We start from the raw sequence: 15,703 nt of genomic DNA, 5'->3' as shown, positions 1-15,703 counted from the left end.
GTCCATCGCTGTCTCGGCTCTAGCCGGCCAGGGCCGCCTTCTGTATCGCGATCAGCTCGCCCACGCCCTGCTCGGCCAGGCGCAGCATGGCGTCCAGTTCGGCGCGGCTGAACGGCACCCCCTCGGCGGTGCCCTGCACCTCGACAAAATGACCGCTGCCGGTCATCACCACGTTCATGTCGGTCTCGCAGGCGGAGTCCTCGAGGTAGTCGAGGTCCAGCACCGGACGCCCCTCGAACACGCCGACCGACACCGCCGCCACGAAATCGCGGATCGGACTTTCCTGCAGCTTGCCCTGCGCGATCAGGCCGCTGATGGCGTCGTGCAGCGCGACGAAGGCGCCGGTGATGCTGGCGGTACGCGTGCCGCCGTCGGCCTGGATCACGTCGCAGTCGATCTGGATCTGGCGCTCGCCCAGCTTGCCCAGGTCGACCACCGCACGCAGGCTGCGGCCGATCAGGCGCTGAATCTCCTGGGTACGCCCGGACTGCTTGCCGCTGGCCGCCTCGCGCCGCATGCGGCTGCCGGTGGAGCGCGGCAGCATGCCGTACTCCGCGGTCACCCAGCCTTGGCCCTTGCCCTTGAGGAAGCCCGGCACGCTCTCGTCGACGCTGGCGGTGCAGATCACCTTGGTGTCGCCGAACTCGACCAGCACCGAGCCTTCGGCATGCTTGGTGTAGCCGCGGGTCAAAGTCACCCGGCGCAGGGCATCGTTGGGGCGGGAAGAAGGTCGCATGGTCACAATCCGTTGACGTCAAAACGGAGATTATACCCCGCTCCCTACCTCACGCGGGCTTATCGGGACGGCTGGCCAGGATTTCGCGATGCATCTCCTCTTCCTGTACCCGCGCCGGCGTCGACGAGCGGCGCCGGCTCAGCGCCAGGTGGGTATCCAGTACATCGCTGCGCTGGCTGACATCGAGCGCCTCGTCCAGCAGCGTCACTGCCACCGCCGACAGATTGTCGCCGTGCCGGCCGCCGCGCCGCTCGGCCACGTTCATCAGCGCCGGCAGCACCTGGCTCACCGCACGGCCGACAAACACCTTGGTCAGTTCGGCGTCCTGGATCTGCGACCACAGACCGTCGGAACAGAGCAGCACCGAGGCCCCCGGGAACAGCAGCTGGCGCTCGCCAATGTCGATGTCCGGGTCGGAAGAGGCCCCCAGACAGTTGTAGATCTTGTTGCGGTCGGGGTGGGTGCGCGCGCCCTCCTCGGTCAACAGCCCCTGGTCGATCAGCCGCTGCACCTGCGAATGATCGCGTGAGCGCAAGCGCAAGCCGCTGTTGTCCAGCAGGTACAGCCGGGAGTCGCCGACGTGGCACCAGTACAGCATGTCCTGCTGGATCACCGCCGCCACTACGGTGGTGCTGGGCACCTCCGGCAGGTGATGCTCGGTGGCGTAATCGAGAATCGCCTGATGGGCCGAACTGATGGCGTTGACCAGAAAGCGGTTGGGATGGCTCAGCGACGGCGTGGCCTGCTGGTAGAACAACTCGCTCATCAGATCGATGGCGATCTGGGCCGCCACCTCGCCCTGCAAGTGCCCGCCCATGCCGTCGGCCACCACCAGCAACACCGACTCCAGCGAGTGGGCGATCACCACACGGTCTTGATTGTAGGAACGGCCGCCGACGCGGCTGTCCTGGAAGATCGACAATTTCATGCACACACTTTCAGGAAGAACGACTGCCCGTCAGGCTGCGAAGCCAGCCGGCCAGCTTGTGCGTCACCGCCTGCGCCTCGGGGAGGGCGACAGGCTCACTGTAATGGGGGTCCATCAGCCGCTTTTGCACCTCCATCAGGGTCGCCGGCCGCCGCTCGGGCTCCATGTCCAGACAGCGATCGACCAGCTCGCACAACTCGCGCGAATAAAGACGCACAAAGCGCCGCGACGCCGGTTCCAGCAAGTCCTTCACCGCCCGCTCCTTCGCCCCTTGCGGCGTGCCGCCCCCCATGCAGGTATAGAGGCAGGCACCCAGGGCATAGATATCGGTCCATGGACCCTGCGCCATATCGCTCTTGTACTGTTCCGGCGCAGCGTAGCCCGGCGTGTACATCGAGGCGAACTCCCTGCTACGCTGGTTCAGCGTCTGGCGCGCGGCGCCGAAGTCCAGCAATAGCGGACCGCCGCCGCGCCGCAGATAGATGTTGGCCGGCTTGATATCCAGATGCAGCAGGCGGTGCAGATGGACCTCGCGCAGGCCGGACAAGAGCGCGGCGAACCAGCGTCGGATACGGCGCTCGTCGAGCCGCCCGCCGGCAATCTCCAGCTCGCGGGTCAAGGGACGGCCATCGGCGTACTCCATCACCAGGTAGACCGTCTGGTTGGCGCGGAAGAAATTGGCGACCCGCACCACGTTCGGGTGGTTGATCCCGGCCAGGATGCGCCCTTCCTCGAAGAAGCACTTCAACCCCAGGTTGAACGCCTCCTGGTCAAGCTCGTGCTGCACCGTCACCTGGCCATTGTCGCCGCGACACGCCAGGTGGCCGGGCAGGTATTCCTTGATGGCGAATTTCTGGTCGTCGTCATCCAGAGCCAGATAGACCACGCTGAACCCGCCCACGGAAAGCAGGCGGACGATGGTGTAATCGGCCAGCCGGTAGCCGGCCGGCAATGCGGTTTCTTGCCTGGATTGAGTCATAGGATGGCTGTTGCTATAGTGTCCGGGGCCATGGATTGAGCTTAGCAAAGCAATTCGGGCCCGGTCTTGATATTTGTCCAGTTTAACCGGGAGTTCAGCATGATTTTAAGTATGACAGGCTTCGCCGCCATTAGCAGGGAATTTCCCGGTGGCATGCTCAATCTGGAACTGCGCGCCGTCAACCACCGCTATCTGGACGTCCAGATGCGCCTGCCGGAAGAGCTGCGCGTCATCGAAGCCCCCCTGCGCGAAATGATCGGCGCCAAGGTCACCCGCGGCAAACTCGAATGCCGCGTCGGCTTCAACCAGCTGGAAAACGCCACCCCCACGCTGGAAGTCAACCACGAGCTGCTGCAGCAATTGCTGGCGGTCTCCCGCACCATCAAAGAGAGCGCGCCGGAAGCCGACACCCTGTCGCTGGGTGAACTGATGCGCTGGCCCGGCGTGATGAAATCGAACGAACTCAAGCCCGAAGTGCTGCAACAGCTGTGCCTGGAAAGCCTGACCAAGGCACTGGCCGACTTCAACGCCTCGCGCGAACGCGAGGGCGAAAAGCTCAAGGCAGTACTGCTGGAGCGGGTCGCCTCGATCGAGACCATCGTCGCCGGCCTCAAGCCCAAGCTGCCGCAAATCCTGGCCGCCTACATGGAGAAGCTGTCCAACCGCCTGCGCGACGCGCTGGAAAGCGTCGACGAAGACCGCCTCAAGCAGGAATTCGCCCTGTTCGCCCAGAAGATCGATGTCGACGAGGAGCTGTCGCGCCTGAGCACCCACCTGAGCGAAGTCCGCCGCATTCTCAAGGCCGGGGGCCAAGCCGGCAAACGGCTCGACTTCCTGATGCAGGAACTCAACCGCGAAGCCAATACCCTCGGCTCCAAGTCGGTGTCAACCGAAACCACCCAGGCCTCGGTAGAACTCAAGGTGCTGATCGAGCAGATGCGCGAGCAGATCCAGAATATCGAATAAACTTTCATGCCGTGTCGCACCGTGGCACCGAAACGACAAAAGCCCCGCCAGCCGGGGCTTTATTCATTTATGCTGTGTCACACCGAAGCAAGAAAGCGCACAATAACCGTGTACCCAAACGTGTACCCACAGCACTTTCGGTGCCTCATTTTGGGACACACCCCCTATTCGCTGTTTGGATTTTTGACGACCAAGCACGGCGCGGATTGGGGAAACCTACTCAGTATTCAGGAGCGCGTCATGGGCAAGCTGACGGACGTACAGATCAAGGCATGGGTCAGGGCTGGCGAGCGATTCGAGGGCAAGGCGGACGGGGACGGGCTGTGGCTGCGTTACCGGGAGGCGGACAAGGTTCCCGTCTGGCGCTTCCGCTACCGCTTCGCTGGGAAGCAGCGCACGGTGCAGATCGGCACCTACGCCGAGCTATCACTCGCCAAGGCCCGTGAGGCTGCCAAGGCGATGGCCGCCCGTGTCTCGCTGGGCTATGACGTGGCATCCGAAAAACAGGACCGCAAGGCCGCTGCCGTAGCCAAGATCGAAGCCGAAAAGACGGCCGCCCGCATGATCGACCTGGCAAACGAGTATTACGAGCGGATGATCCTTGGACGCTGGAAGCATCCCGACATCGTGCGTCGCCGGATAGACAAGGACATCGGGCCGCACCTTGGCAAGCTGAAGGTGGAGGACGTGAAGCCGCGCCACGTTGACGACATGCTGCAAGCCATCGTCAAACGCGGTGCGCCGACCATCGCCAACGACGTACTGAGATGGACGCGGCGCATGTTCGACTACGCCATCAAGCGGCACATGATCGAGTACAACCCCGCCCAGGCATTCGACCTTGGCGACGCTGGCGGCACGGAAAAGGCCCGCGACCGCGCCCTATCCCGCGACGAGCTGGCCAAGCTGTTTGCCGCTATGAAGGTAGCCAGGGGCTTTAGCGTTGAAAACGATCTGGCCATCCGCCTGCTGTTGCTGCTGTGCTGCCGCAAGATGGAACTGTGCGCCGCCCGCTGGGAGGAGTTTGATTTAGAGGAAGGTGTCTGGCACCTACCAGGCGAACGCACCAAGACCGGCGAGCCAATCGACATCCCGCTACCCGCGCTGGCCGTGGGCTGGCTGCAAGAGCTAAAGGAACTGTCGCCGCACAGCGCCTGGCTGCTGCCTGCTCGCAAGATGGAGCACCGCATGGTGCCACACATCAACGAGGGCACCATCGGCACGGCGCTGGGCAAGGTGAAGCCACACATGCCCGACGTGCCGCCCTTCACCGTGCACGATCTGCGCCGCACCGCCCGCACACTGCTGGCCGAGCTGGGCATTGATCCTGTGGTGGCTGAGCGCTGCCTGAATCACAAGATCAAGGGCGTGGAAGGCATCTACAACCGCCACGACTATTTCACCGAGCGCCGCGATGCACTCAACCGGCTGGCTTCGCTGCTCGATGCGCTCGACAAGGGCGAAGCCTACAACGTGACACCGATTGCCAAGGGCCGAAAAAAGACGGCCTGACCACAAGTTTTTGCCCCTACCCTCTACCAGCCAATAACGATGAGGCTTTCAGGGTAGAGGCATGGTAGAGGTAGAGTTTCAGATGCTCTACCGACTGCCGAAACACCAGCTTTGCCGCGCCTACTCCGACGGGAGGAAAACCGGGACACCCTGCCCGGCTGGCGCGGCAATCCATACAGGGTTTGCGCTTAGGGGGCGCAGTGAGCCTCATAAAACAAAAAGAACTACCCAAGCTGCGGGATAGCAGCCTTCCACCAAAGGCTTATTATCGACTAGACGAAGCAGCAGAAGTGATGGGCTGCAAAGTATGCGATCTAGTCCACTATGGAGCGACCGCCAGGATAGAGCTGGTAACACCGACACCATCCGGGTTAAACGTGGTGGGAATAAACTCGTCAACAGGGGAGACAGACCCTCCATTCGTTGAACCTGTTTTGCTTGTCTTGAATATTAATGACATTCGGAAAATAGACTTACTAGGCAGCGTATTAGCTAAGTCATTTCCTGCTGGTTATGAAATGTGGGGAAGGTTGCCTGAACGAATCCACGCGGGGTGGCATGTACCGGGAGGTAGCGACGACCCACGAGAAGCCAGCCGATGGAGTTTTATTGTCTCTAGGGACTATGAAGGCCATGACACCACGAACATCACAGTAGATGCAACCGGATTAATGGTGGTTTCCTACGAGCTACATAGATTTAAGACAGGGGCAAAATCTGGGCACGGCCAACAGACCTCGATTGAGATCGAGAAGGCCAACAGAGATACCATTTCCCATCGCAGCAGGTCAGATAAGCTTGTGGCGCTAAATCAGGCATTCACAAAATTTTGGGCCAATGCCACCCCGGACGACCGCACTACTCAGCCAGACAACATCACTGTTGAAAAGTGGCTGATAGAGCACCATAGCTACAGCGCCACCCTTGCCCAGAAAGCCGCGTCCATCATTCGTCCTGGATGGGCCGGCACAGGACGTAGACCTGAAGAATAGTGACACCCTCAATGCCTCGCCCAGCGGGGCTTTCCAAAGAGTGACACCCTTTTGAGAAAACCCCATTCCGTTTTTTATTTCATGCCATTTGCACACCATGCAGTCACCGCAACGACTCTGCCCGAGGTGACACAGCATGGCCCATCAAGCCAACACCGCAAAAACCATCCATACCGCCCCGGCTCAAGCCGGCATTCTTGCCACCTACGGCGCACTTCCCATAACCGGCTTTGTGCGCCTGTCCGACCTGCGCCCGATCATCCCCTTTAGCGACTCGACACTGTGGCGTAGGGTAAAAAATCAGACCTTCCCAGCCCCTTTGCGGCTGTCCGAGCGCGTAACCGCATGGCGCGCGGAGGACATCCGCCAGTGGCTGGACGAACAGGGCCAAGCGGCATAAGGGGGCGAGCGATGAAAAAGAAAAACGCCCGCCCCACCAAAGCGGAAACGAGCGCCAACACACAGCCGCATCATCGTACCGCCACGCCGCCCGCCGTCAGCGGCCAATGCGCCGAGGTGCTCGCCATCCTTCGTGAACGTCCCGCATACAACGTCGAATTGAAGATGGAATACGGCATCACCGAGTCTGCCGCGCGAGTATTTGAGTTGATCGGACAGGGCTTCAACATCGTCACCATGATTGAGCCGGAAATCACCTACAAAGGCCGTGTACGCCGCCGAGTCGCCCGCTACACGCTGCGCACGCCTGCATGGCCGCGCCCTGGCTTTCTGAGCGACGAGGGGGATGCTGCATGATGCACACGCACAAACAAAAACCGCTCACCGACAAAACCGGGAGCGGCAGCAAGTCCACACAGGAGAGGAGGAAACAACCGCTTTCAGTATTGGCTACGGTTTCCAGTTTCGCTAGTCATATCGGCCACCTCATGACGCGACTTGACCATTCCACCCCGCTGCCCGACAATCTGCCCGTGCCGTTCAATAGCGGCACCGGGTTTGGCGACCCGAACAACTTGGCGGACAGCCGCCTAGCGGCTATTTTTACGTCCGTCTGCAACACCACTGGTGCGTCCATTTCTATGGCGGGCCGTGGTGGGGAGGCCTTCGGGCCTGCCGGTGCCAAGTTGCCGGTTCGCCAACCCTGCCACGTGCCTGCCACCCCCGTTTGGCGACGGGGAGCGGGCTTAACGCTCAACTTGGAGGCCACCATGCCTAGCATCTCCACGCGCATTTCCCGCGCTCTGTTCCCTGTTTTCGCCGTACCAGTCACCACTCTGCCTACGTTGGCCGAAGCCCGCACCCTGGCATCGCGGCTGGTGTCGCAAGGCCGCCGCGCCTGCATCCAGTCCGATGCCCAAGGCTTTGCCGTGTCGGAGGTGAAGGCATGAATACTCCGCACAGATCCAACACGACCGCCCGCGCCTTGTTCATGGTCCGCACCTTCGATGAAGGCCATGTTGACCAGTTCGTGAAGCTGGCGGAGAACCCAGAATGGCGCGAGGCCGCCGAGCTACTGTTTTCCCTGATTGAAGCGGAAGCAAAACGCCGTGGACTGGAGGTGGCCGCATGAGCACGTCCTATTTCGTCGTCCACGCCGAGCCTCAAACTTTCATCCGGAAAGGCGAGGAGCAGACCTTGATCAATGCCCACGTCACCGGGATCGAGCACACGTTGCTGGATGACGCCCGCCAAGAGCTGCAAGAGCTGATGGCGCGGACACGGCAGCCCCTAAAGCTGATCCGCGTCGTGGCCTTTAACGACGACCGCGAGCCGTGCACACTGGCCAGCCACGGCCAGGAGGCCATGCCATGTCTCTGACCCCAAACGCCCTGCACATGGCCGAGCGAGACGGCCAACTGTCCGCCATCCGGGCGCTGTACTCCCTGCGCTGGCACCTGGATGCCCACGACACCAGCATGGACAGCCAACAGGCCGCCATCGCCTTTCTGGACGGCTTCGTGGGCGTGTTCTCCGAGTGCATCGCTGCAGCCTGGCCTGACACTGTAGATGGTGCCGGCCTGTCAGACGCGAGCGTTGGGCGGTTGGTGGATCTGTACGACGCCATCACCGACAGAACCCACGACCTGATCCAGCGCCTCGACCGCTGACCCCCACCGACAAATGTGAATCTAAGGCCGCTCCCCAAGGCCGAGAATGGGCTAACGGGAGCGGCACGTTCGGAGAACATGCAAATGTCACGAATAGACCTTCAAGCCGTGCGCCGCGCCACCTTCAGGCGCTGGCCTGACCTCCTCGCCGCGCTCGGCATCCCCGCCGAGGTGCTGAGCAAGAAGAGCAACCAACCCTGCCCGGCGTGCGGTGGCACCGACCGTTTCCAGTTCATCGACAAGGGCCAGGGCCGTTTCGTCTGCCGCGCCCTGGAGGGCCAAGGGGGCGACGGCTTCACCCTGGCAATGCACTGGCTCAATGCCGACTTCAAAACTGCGCTACAGGCCGTTGCCGGCGTGCTGGGCATGGCCGAGGGCATTGGCCAGCCGTTGCCGCCCCCTGCCGCACCGGCACCCGCCAAGACAGCAGCACCCCGCGACGACAGCACCAAGCTGCGCCTCCTGTGGGGCCAGGCCCAGCCGATCCAGCACGGCGACCCGGTAGACCGCTACCTGACCGGGCGCGGGCTGGTATTGGGAAGTTACCCCGACGCACTGCGCCACCACCCCGCCTTGCCCTACTGGTGCGAGGTGGACGGCCAGACAGTGCGGCTTGGCACCTACCCCGTCATGCTCGCCGCCGTCACCTCCCCAGCGTGTGAACTGGTGGGCCTGCATCGCACCTACTTGACGCCGGAGGGCCAGAAAGCCCGTCCCATCCATCCGGGGACCGGCGAGACTCTGGACGCCAAGAAGCTGCTCACTGCCTTCGACGGCGCGATGAACAGCGCAGCGATCCAGCTCTACCCGCCGCGCAATGGCGAGCTGGCCGTGTGCGAGGGCATCGAAACCGGCTTGGCCGTGTGGCTGGGTTCCGGCCTACCGGTATGGCCGTGCGTATCGGCATGGGGGCTGGAACACGCCCAACTGCCCGAGTCCGTCAGCGACACGCACATCATGGGCGACCACGACGTGAGCGGCACTGGCCAGCGTGCGGCCCAGCGCCTGGCTCAAAGGTTGGCCGAAGAAGGCCGCCGCGTGCGCGTCCACATCCCCACCACGCCCGGCACCGACTGGCTGGACGTGTACCAATCCCGAGAACAGGAGGCCGCATGAGCGCCGCCCACGACTTTGACCGACTGAGCCAGGCCGGTGACGCCGCACCGGTAGACCCCCTGCAACTCGAAACCGAGGACGAGCTGATAGAACGCCTGGCCGGGCTGTCGGTGCTGGCCTACGAGCGCACCAAGAAGGCCGCCGCCGAACGGCTGGGGCTGGATCTGTCCGGCCTCAAGCGCGTGGTGGACGAACAGCGCAAGCGCAGCCAGGCCGCCAACGACGAGGACGCCGCCGGGCGGGGAATGTTGTTCGAGGACATCGAGCCGTGGCCGGAAACACTGGACGGCTCCATGCTGCTGGACGATCTGACCGCCGCCGTGCGCTGCTATGTGATCTGCCAGCCGGAAACCGCCCAGGCCGCCGCCTTGTGGGCCTGCATGACCTGGCTCATCGACGTGGTAAACGTGGCACCGATTGCCAACATCACCGCGCCGGAACGCAACTGCGGCAAGTCGGTAATGCTGTCCACACTGGCCAAGCTCGCCAAGCGCCCGCTGATGGCCTCGAACATCACCCCCGCCGCCCTGTTCCGCGCCGTCGAGCAGTGGCAGCCGACCTTGTTCATCGACGAGGCCGACGCCTTTGCCGACGACAACGAGGAGCTACGCGGCCTCATCAACTCCGGCCACACCCGCGAAACCGCCTTCGTGGTTCGCGTGGTGGGCGACGACCACGAGCCGCGCATGTTTACCACCTGGAGCGCCAAGGCGATGGCCGGCATCGGCAAGCGGGCCGGCACCATCGAGAGCCGGGCCATTCCGCTACGCCTGCGCCGCAAGCTGCCGCATGAGAGCACCGCCCGGCTGCGCTCGGCGGACGCTGACGAACTGTTTGCCACCCTGCGCCGCCAGGTGATGCGCTGGGCCAGCGACAACGCCAGCAGGATGGCACGCCACATTCCCGCCATGCCCGAGGCGCTACAGAACCGCAACGCCGACAACTGGGAGCCGCTGCTGTCCATTGCCGACCTGGCCGGGGGGCATTGGCCGGCGACGGCTCGCCATGCCGCGCTGACGCTATCGGGCGTGGAGGAAGCCCCGAGCGTCGATCAGGAATTGCTGGGCGACATCAAGGAGGTGTTCGAGGTGCGAGGTGTGGCACGGCTGTTCTCCGCCGATCTGTTGAACGCCCTGATTGGCGACGAGGAAAAGAGCTGGGCCACCTACAATCGTGGCCGACCGATGACGCTCAAGCAATTGGCTAATCGGCTAAAGGGTTACGGCATCAAGGCGCGGCAAATCAAGGTGCATCTGGAGAACCGCAACGGCTACCGGCTGGAGGACTTCGCCGACGCCTTCGCCCGCTACCTGGCCGAAACCGCCACTCCATCCTCTACCACTCTACCAGCCAATAACGGCGGGACTTTCAGGGTAGAGGGAGCGGTAGAGGGTAGAGCATACGGAACGAGACACTCTACCCTGGAGCCCTTGCCAGACAAGGAAAATAGAGTGGTAGAGGATAGAAACCCCACTTCGGCCCAATCGGACGATGAATGGCTGTCCGACTACGCCGCCGCCGAATCGCCCGAGGAGCTATTCTGATGGACATCACCCTGACCGCCGCCACCCTGTTGCGTGAACTGGCCGCCGCTGGTGTCGCGCTCACCCTGATGGACGGCGACACCATCAAGGCCAGCGGCAACCCGGCAGGGATCGACCGACACCGCGAACAGATCAAGGCCAACAAGCCCGCCCTGCTGGCCTACCTGAAACAGCAACACCAGCGGGTTGGACCGCGCCCGGTGGCCGACATGACGGCCGCCGTGGCCACCGCCGCCGCGCTGAAGCAACCGCTGCTCGACCGTAGCCTGTCCCCCACCCACCGCACCACCGCGCCGCTACTGTTTCACCAGCCAGGGCGCGGCCCGTTCCTGATCGGTGCCGGCGAGCTGGTGCACGTGTTCCCGTCGCTGTTCGCCGCCAAGGCTGCCGGCCTGCCTGCCGACGTATGGGATGGGCTGGGCGAATGGGCGGCACAGAAGAACGTCGAGAAGGGCTATCGGCTGGTGTGGATCGAGGGCGATCTGCGCGGCGTGCATCCCGACCACCTGGAGGAGCTAGGCCAATGAGTGGCACCGCTACCTCACATGCAATGCAGACGCACCCCGCCAGGGGGTTTCCATTCAATTTCCCTGATGATTTCGTATGGCCAAGACACTGACCGATGACCTACGCCATGTGGACGTGCGCCGTCTGGCGCGTGACGGCCTGCTGGTGCCGGGGCACTCGTTTGGCTGGGAATGGCGGAGCGAGGCGGCGGTAGTGGCATCCATCCGCCTGACCATCCATGACAACGCGGTGACGTTTGACTACCGCATCGGCAGTGGGGAGGAGCGGCAGCAGGTACACCAGCGTGTGCGGCTGCTGGCCACACCCTGCACCTACGGCGGACAACGGCTATGGTTCGCCTGCCCGTACTGCGACAAGCGGGCGGCCTTGCTCTACATCGGGCGGCAAGTAGCCTGCCGGCGCTGCTTTGGCATGGCCTACCGGGTACAGCGCGAGAGCAAGCACGACCGCGAGGCGCGCCGCCTGGACGCTATTCGCGACCGCCTTGGCTGGGAGCCGGGCTTTCTCAACGGCGACGGCTGGAAACCCAAGGGGATGCACTGGCGGACGTACTACCGGCTGAAAGCCGAGCATGACCAACTCGTACTGTCTGTGATCGGCGCTATGGACGCCCGTCTTGACCGGGCTTATGAGCGGATAGCACGTCAGCAAGGAGGGGGCGACTGGCTGGCATCCGTCAACTGTAGAGGCAAGTAGATGCCTGCGGCTGGCATCTCGTTTGAAAAACAATCAACGTTTATCAAAGGTGCCGACCCGCCCGAGGAAAGAAGCTTAGGGGGCAGCCGACGAAAAATGACGAAATCCGACCCGCCCGAGAGGCGGCTTTTTGACCCAAGTTTTCCCTAGTAGCTCAGATCCGTTCGACCGGCCCGCCCAAGAGGCGGGTTTTTGCTGTATGGCTGCTGGTTACGGGTAGCAGGTCGCACCCCAGGTAGCAGGCTGCCACCCAAAAAAGGAACATGGCCGAGACCCTCACTTTGGGACATGGGAATCTGACCGAATCACGCACCCGCATGGCACTGGTTCGCAGCCAGGTTCGCACGGAAACGGCGGCTACCAAGGGCTTGGTTACCAGTGTGGTCACCACGGATGAGCGTGTTAACAGGGCACGGTTAACAGCGCGGTTAACACCCCTATGCCTGTTTCCGAAAACTCCCCCATGGAAGCCCTCGGGCGACAGGTGTAACGCACCCCTCCCCAGAACGCTTAATACATGGTGGACGTACCCCCCTTGAGATCACACATCAGAATCAGCGAAATTACCCAAGGAAAGGACAGTCCAAGAGGGCAGAAAGAGGCAGGGACAAATCCAGCGACAAAGAACCAAGATGGCATTTAATCACTGACGTTTCTCTGCCTGTTTTTTGTCCGATACGCCAAGGCTGCATCTAATTCGCTTGCCGTTCGGCGCAACGAAGTCACCGTGCCAGGCGCTACCTCTGAGCTTGATGGCCACGCAGATTGGTCATCTGTGTGCCCATCTCGTACAAGCCTTGGGTCATTCGATTGCATGGCCCGAACGGCGGCAATGCAATCGGACTTGAGGATCAAGAATTTGCCACCTTTCTTGGCGCTCTTGGTGGCTCTCAGACGTCCATCTGCGACCCAGTCACGCAGGGTGCGCTCACCCAGCCGCATAAATGCACTGGCCTCTTTTAGTGTGAAGATCTCATCGTCCACTTGGTAACCTCCACCGGCAACAATTGACCATTTCATCAATTGGTACACATAGCAGTCTCTGAAAGGAAAATACGCACGAGAGGCCGGCACTACGTCGGAGGGCATAGCCGGGCTGCATGACTCTTCTAACGTCGGAGAGGTCGCGTACCCTACTGCCAAATATAAATAATCTAGACCTCGCTGGCCTCATCGGAAACGCTTGGCAACTCACTGCCAAAAGAGAAAGAAACGATCTCTGCCTTCCGTCTGGATGCCGCACGAAAGCTAAAGCTACATCCTTTCAGATTGCCGCTTGTAGCCAATAGCATCAGAAGGCTGAACTCTTCGCGCGACAAAGGCACCACCCCATGCAGCTTCGGCTTAATGTCTAAGAAGCTACCAACATTACCTGCGCTACAGGCCGATGCCGTCACACTCTGATCTTCGAAGGCCAATATTGAAAACGTGGATGTAGCAGCGAAGGGCTCCGTCAGCTCCCCCTCCATTTCAAAGTAAATTTGCCTATGTACAACCTCAGCATTAACGTATGCGGTGACGGCCCAGCGGTTGATCGCCCCTTCACGCTGATGAAGTGACGTCCTAGGTCCTTTTCTACTTCCTTTGGCTCTTTGCATCTTCTCAGCCCCTCAGCAGGGTAGGCTCCAGGGAAAACTGACAAAACCTGACACTCGAAAAAGGGCCAAGCCCCTGAGCACTCATCAAAAACGTGTACCCATGGGTGTACCCATAAGAAAAACGCGAGTAGCAACATCCTTTACTGAAAGGGCTTTGAGCCATCTACTCAGTAAACAGATCCAAGCCATCGCGCCGCTTCGGCCAACGTCTCGGAAAGCCCCGCCCGTCGGGGCTTTTTTCATGCCGGCGTGGCCACGGCACTGCCATTTCCAGCAACTATTGATCCAAATCAAGGGCGCCCGGCCCGATAGAGTGGAACATCCTGCCTGCGAACGGCTCTGAAGACGACAGGGCCCGCCTCCTCTCCCGCCCATCTGCACTGGACAGCAGTTATTGCGACGGCGAGTCATTTCCAGGGTCTCTCCCTGTCTAGCCCCGTTGGCGATTATTTCATCAGAATTTTGTAACAGTTTGTAACAAGGCCATACCTCGTTTCGGACACATGCGAAATTCATAGAACCCTAATATATCTGGCGCTTGCGGCAACGCATCAAAACGGGACGCGCATCATCACCATCCGAACCGGGCTATTCCGGCCTCCAGCGCCGCGCCTGCGCTATTGAACAAGCATCAAAAATGGCTTTCAATACGCCCCGTCCAGTTCAGATCCTAAGGATGGAATGACCACCCCATTCCATTCGCTTTTCCTTATCTAAAGCGAAGTAATCGACAAGCATCGCCGTGTCGTCAACGGCTCGCCAGGAGCGCGGCTACCCACCTCGCAAGAGGTCTTTCCGCCCGCTTCCAGGCTCGAGCCCGTGCAAGTCGAACAGTGAATTTCTGCTGTCACGCCATCTATCTGAACGATCGCCAAATCGTTCTTATCAAGTGATCACCGGGGCCATCGCGAAGTTGGAATAGCCGTTGCCGGCTACGTCGCGGCGTGCCGTTTTGACCGGGACTGCGGCGTTTGGCCAAGTCATTCCGCCTTGGGCGGAGTGCGCGTTTTCTACCCGGCCAGATCGACAAGGCAGCGCGTGCTGTCGCGTCGGCCTGGAAGGGAATGACTACAAGCCACTTTCAATTCACTAAGGTCGTAGGATGATAAACAGTAAACACCCACGCATTTTACGAGGGCTTCCGCTGGCCGCCGCCGCCCTGCTCTCCGGCTGTCAGGGAGGTATTCTTGACCCGAAAGGCCAGATCGCCGCAGACGAGAAATCGCTGATCATCACGGCCACCGTGCTGATGCTGCTGGTGGTCGTCCCGGTGATTTTGATGACGCTTGGTTTCGCCTGGAAGTATCGCGCCAGCAACAAGAGCGCCACCTACGACCCGAAATGGTCTCACTCCGGCAAGATCGAGGCCGTGGTCTGGATCATCCCGATCATCATCGTCTCCTTCCTCGCCGTCATCACCTGGAACAGCACCCACAAGCTCGACCCGTACCGCCCGCTCGACTCGGACAAGAAGCCGATCACCATCCAGGTCGTGTCGCTCGACTGGAAATGGCTGTTCATCTACCCCGAACTGAACATTGCCAGCGTCAACCAGTTGGCCTTCCCGGCCAACACCCCGGTGAACTTCAAGATCACCTCCGATGCCGCGATGAACTCCTTCTTCATCCCCCAGCTGGGCGGCCAGATCTACTCCATGGCCGGCATGCAGACCAAGCTGCACCTGATCGCCAACGAACCGGGCAGCTACGACGGCATGTCCGCCAACTACAGCGGCGCCGGTTTCTCGGGCATGAAGTTCAAGGCCATCGCCACCGCCTCCCCGGCCGAATTCGACGCCTGGGTGAAGCAGGTCCGCAGCGGCAAACCACTGGACCCCACCAGTTACGCACAACTGCTGAATCCGAGTGAAAACAACCCGGTACAGCATTTCTCGTCCGTCACCCCGGGCCTGTTCTACGGCGTACTGAACAAGTACATGGCCGGCCATCAGACCGCCATGGAAGCCGGACTCAGCCCCATCCAGCTTGCCGCGCTCACCAAGAGCCTGTGCAAGACGCCGGTCGTTAAGGAGTAAATAC

19 protein-coding genes are annotated in these 15,703 nt (G+C 61.4%); 14 read left to right on the top strand and 5 right to left on the bottom strand.

The features are described from left to right. Positions 1-19: 19 nt before the first annotated feature. The 3 genes from rph to NH8B_RS02505 are packed head-to-tail and all read right to left on the bottom strand — an operon-like array spanning position 20 to position 2,643. Complete coding sequence (gene rph, locus NH8B_RS02515; protein WP_008953494.1) at positions 20-736, bottom strand: ribonuclease PH; 717 nt, start codon at positions 734-736, stop codon at positions 20-22. A 49-nt stretch (positions 737-785) separates the two neighbouring features. Further along, the gene (locus NH8B_RS02510) at positions 786-1,664 is read right to left on the bottom strand and encodes a PP2C family protein-serine/threonine phosphatase (RefSeq protein WP_014085872.1); all 879 of its coding nucleotides are present in this window, start codon (positions 1,662-1,664) and stop codon (positions 786-788) included. A gap of 10 nt (positions 1,665-1,674) precedes the next feature. Beyond that, entirely contained in the window at positions 1,675-2,643 is a 969-nt protein-coding gene (locus NH8B_RS02505) for a serine/threonine protein kinase (protein ID WP_041702798.1), read from the bottom strand. Positions 2,644-2,742: 99 nt separating this feature from the next. Between NH8B_RS02505 and NH8B_RS02500 the strand changes: the two genes are divergently transcribed. From NH8B_RS02500 to NH8B_RS02450, 13 genes are all read left to right on the top strand, one after another. Further along, positions 2,743-3,609: a YicC/YloC family endoribonuclease gene (locus NH8B_RS02500; protein WP_008953497.1), complete on the top strand. Its 867-nt coding sequence runs from the start codon at positions 2,743-2,745 to the stop codon at positions 3,607-3,609. A 150-nt stretch (positions 3,610-3,759) separates the two neighbouring features. Continuing rightward, positions 3,760-5,121, top strand: a complete 1,362-nt coding sequence (locus NH8B_RS02495) for a tyrosine-type recombinase/integrase (RefSeq protein ID WP_232503516.1) — start codon at positions 3,760-3,762, stop codon at positions 5,119-5,121. 200 nt (positions 5,122-5,321) lie between these two features. Continuing rightward, on the top strand, positions 5,322-6,113 hold the full coding sequence (locus NH8B_RS20685) for a hypothetical protein (RefSeq protein ID WP_148282929.1): 792 nt from the start codon (positions 5,322-5,324) through the stop codon (positions 6,111-6,113). A gap of 136 nt (positions 6,114-6,249) precedes the next feature. Beyond that, positions 6,250-6,513, top strand: a complete 264-nt coding sequence (locus NH8B_RS02490; RefSeq protein WP_014085867.1) for a helix-turn-helix transcriptional regulator — start codon at positions 6,250-6,252, stop codon at positions 6,511-6,513. Between the two features lie 11 nt (positions 6,514-6,524). After that, positions 6,525-6,869 carry a helix-turn-helix domain-containing protein gene (locus NH8B_RS02485; protein WP_014085866.1) on the top strand — a complete coding sequence of 115 codons (345 nt, stop codon included), beginning with the start codon at positions 6,525-6,527 and terminating at the stop codon, positions 6,867-6,869. After that, positions 6,866-7,462 (top strand): hypothetical protein, encoded by a 597-nt coding sequence (locus NH8B_RS21165; RefSeq protein WP_014085865.1) that lies wholly within the window; start codon positions 6,866-6,868, stop codon positions 7,460-7,462. The genes NH8B_RS02485 and NH8B_RS21165 overlap by 4 nt, the downstream gene beginning before the upstream one ends. Beyond that, on the top strand, positions 7,459-7,644 hold the full coding sequence (locus tag NH8B_RS20680) for a hypothetical protein (RefSeq protein ID WP_014085864.1): 186 nt from the start codon (positions 7,459-7,461) through the stop codon (positions 7,642-7,644). The genes NH8B_RS21165 and NH8B_RS20680 overlap by 4 nt, the downstream gene beginning before the upstream one ends. Further along, positions 7,641-7,892: a hypothetical protein gene (locus NH8B_RS02475; RefSeq protein WP_014085863.1), complete on the top strand. Its 252-nt coding sequence runs from the start codon at positions 7,641-7,643 to the stop codon at positions 7,890-7,892. Before NH8B_RS20680 ends, NH8B_RS02475 begins: the two co-directional genes overlap by 4 nt. Next, the gene (locus NH8B_RS02470) at positions 7,883-8,182 is read left to right on the top strand and encodes a hypothetical protein (RefSeq protein ID WP_014085862.1); all 300 of its coding nucleotides are present in this window, start codon (positions 7,883-7,885) and stop codon (positions 8,180-8,182) included. The genes NH8B_RS02475 and NH8B_RS02470 overlap by 10 nt, the downstream gene beginning before the upstream one ends. Before the next feature lie 84 nt (positions 8,183-8,266). Next, on the top strand, positions 8,267-9,298 hold the full coding sequence (locus NH8B_RS02465) for a DUF7146 domain-containing protein (RefSeq protein ID WP_051002137.1): 1,032 nt from the start codon (positions 8,267-8,269) through the stop codon (positions 9,296-9,298). After that, positions 9,295-10,842 carry a DUF3631 domain-containing protein gene (locus NH8B_RS02460; RefSeq protein ID WP_014085860.1) on the top strand — a complete coding sequence of 516 codons (1,548 nt, stop codon included), beginning with the start codon at positions 9,295-9,297 and terminating at the stop codon, positions 10,840-10,842. Before NH8B_RS02465 ends, NH8B_RS02460 begins: the two co-directional genes overlap by 4 nt. Further along, positions 10,842-11,369 (top strand): hypothetical protein, encoded by a 528-nt coding sequence (locus tag NH8B_RS02455; RefSeq protein ID WP_014085859.1) that lies wholly within the window; start codon positions 10,842-10,844, stop codon positions 11,367-11,369. The genes NH8B_RS02460 and NH8B_RS02455 overlap by 1 nt, the downstream gene beginning before the upstream one ends. Before the next feature lie 76 nt (positions 11,370-11,445). Then, the gene (locus NH8B_RS02450; RefSeq protein WP_014085858.1) at positions 11,446-12,066 is read left to right on the top strand and encodes a hypothetical protein; all 621 of its coding nucleotides are present in this window, start codon (positions 11,446-11,448) and stop codon (positions 12,064-12,066) included. A gap of 639 nt (positions 12,067-12,705) precedes the next feature. Here NH8B_RS02450 and NH8B_RS21355 read toward each other — a convergent pair. After that, positions 12,706-13,086, bottom strand: a complete 381-nt coding sequence (locus tag NH8B_RS21355) for a helix-turn-helix domain-containing protein (RefSeq protein ID WP_369751183.1) — start codon at positions 13,084-13,086, stop codon at positions 12,706-12,708. 134 nt (positions 13,087-13,220) lie between these two features. Further along, on the bottom strand, positions 13,221-13,664 hold the full coding sequence (locus NH8B_RS02445; RefSeq protein ID WP_148282928.1) for a hypothetical protein: 444 nt from the start codon (positions 13,662-13,664) through the stop codon (positions 13,221-13,223). A gap of 1,102 nt (positions 13,665-14,766) precedes the next feature. On the opposite strand from NH8B_RS02445, the gene cyoA reads away from it, so the two are divergent. Next, entirely contained in the window at positions 14,767-15,699 is a 933-nt protein-coding gene (cyoA, locus tag NH8B_RS02440; protein WP_014085856.1) for a ubiquinol oxidase subunit II, read from the top strand. Positions 15,700-15,703 lie beyond the last annotated feature (4 nt).

Origin of the sequence: Pseudogulbenkiania sp. NH8B (assembly GCF_000283535.1) — a bacterium.
Taxonomy (GTDB): domain Bacteria; phylum Pseudomonadota; class Gammaproteobacteria; order Burkholderiales; family Chromobacteriaceae; genus Pseudogulbenkiania; species Pseudogulbenkiania ferrooxidans.
This window is presented reverse-complemented; position numbering and strand designations above follow the sequence as displayed.